Consider the following 1,436-nt stretch of genomic DNA (forward strand, 5'->3'; position numbering starts at 1 on the left):
TTCCACCTCACTTGGGTGATGCCCGTAATCATCAACCAACATAACTTTTGAAGCGCTCTTCGCTTCAGTATCTTGTCGTTGAACAGCGTAGTCGCCATACACCTGAAAACGACGCCCTACCCCTTGGAAACTTTCCAAGGCTCTTTGAATTGCGGCATCTTCAACACCCTCATCACTCGCCACAGTGATAGCAGCCAGTGCATTCAGAACATTATGATGCCCCGGCATTTGTAGCGTGATATCCAGGTCATTCATACCCGCCGGTCTCTGTACGGTAAAGCGATTGTGCATACCGTCTTGGCGAATATTATGCGCCCGATAATCCGCACTTTCTGACACACCATAAGTAAGGACGGCACGTGATACCTGAGGCATTATTTCTTCTACTACTGGGTCGTCTACACACATCACCGCAGCACCGTAAAACGGCAGGTTATGAAGGAAGTCTACAAAGGTCTGTTTAAGCTTTGAGAAGTCGCCACCATAGGTATGCATATGATCCGCTTCGATATTTGTAACCACTGAAATCATCGGTGTAAGGTGCAAGAATGACGCATCACTCTCATCTGCTTCAGCAACCAGGTATCGAGACCCACCCAGACTTGCATTGGTACCCGCGCTATTTAAGCGACCACCGATCACATACGTAGGGTCTAAACCTGCCTCGGCGAGTACCGATGCAATCAAACTGGTTGTAGTTGTTTTGCCATGCGTTCCCGCAATCGCGATACCGTGACGATAACGCATTATTTCAGCCAGCATTTCTGCTCGCGGAACAATTGGCGTACGGTGCTCTCTGGCTGCAGCCACTTCCGGGTTGTTTTCATCAATCGCAGAAGAAACCACTACTACATCGGCTTGTGCGACATTTTCCGCATCATGCCCAAAATAGATTTTCACTCCTAATGAAGCGAGTCGTTTTGTCACTGCTGACTCATTTAAATCTGAACCCGAGATTTGGTAACCCTGGTTACGTAGCACTTCTGCAATTCCGCACATGCCCGCGCCACCAATACCTACGAAATGGATCAGACTGATACGGCGCATCTCTGGAATTTCACTCAATACCATGCTTCCTGCATGCTTTAGTACACTCGCATTTGGTTTATCAGGCATAGCAGACTCTCCTACATTCACTGGCTACATTCTCTGTTGCGTCTGCTTTGGCTAATTTTCTTGCTGCCTCGGACAAAATCGATATTCTCTCGGGTTTACTAAATAAAGGAGCCAAGACCTCACTCAAGGTCGACTCGCTCAAATCCTGTTGGTCTAATAACCATGCCGCACCGCCCTTGGTCATATACTGGGCATTGAGCGTTTGGTGGTCATCGACCGCATGAGGATAAGGGATGAGGATCGCTCCCAAGCCCGCCACACATAGTTCAGATATGGTTAAAGCACCGGCTCGACAGATCACAAAGTCAGCCCAGCGATAG

The 1,436-nt window shown here is 48.5% G+C and carries 2 protein-coding genes; both read right to left on the reverse strand.

What is annotated here, in order from left to right:
* Nucleotides 1–1,116: UDP-N-acetylmuramate--L-alanine ligase (gene murC, locus A3766_RS10015; protein WP_082907097.1), on the reverse strand; the 1,116-nt coding region annotated here is incomplete at its 3' end.
* On the reverse strand, nt 1,109–1,436 hold a 328-nt coding region (locus A3766_RS10020), incomplete at its 5' end, for a glycosyltransferase (protein WP_304440961.1). The genes murC and A3766_RS10020, both read right to left, overlap by 8 nt.

The organism is Oleiphilus sp. HI0132 (assembly GCF_001635845.1).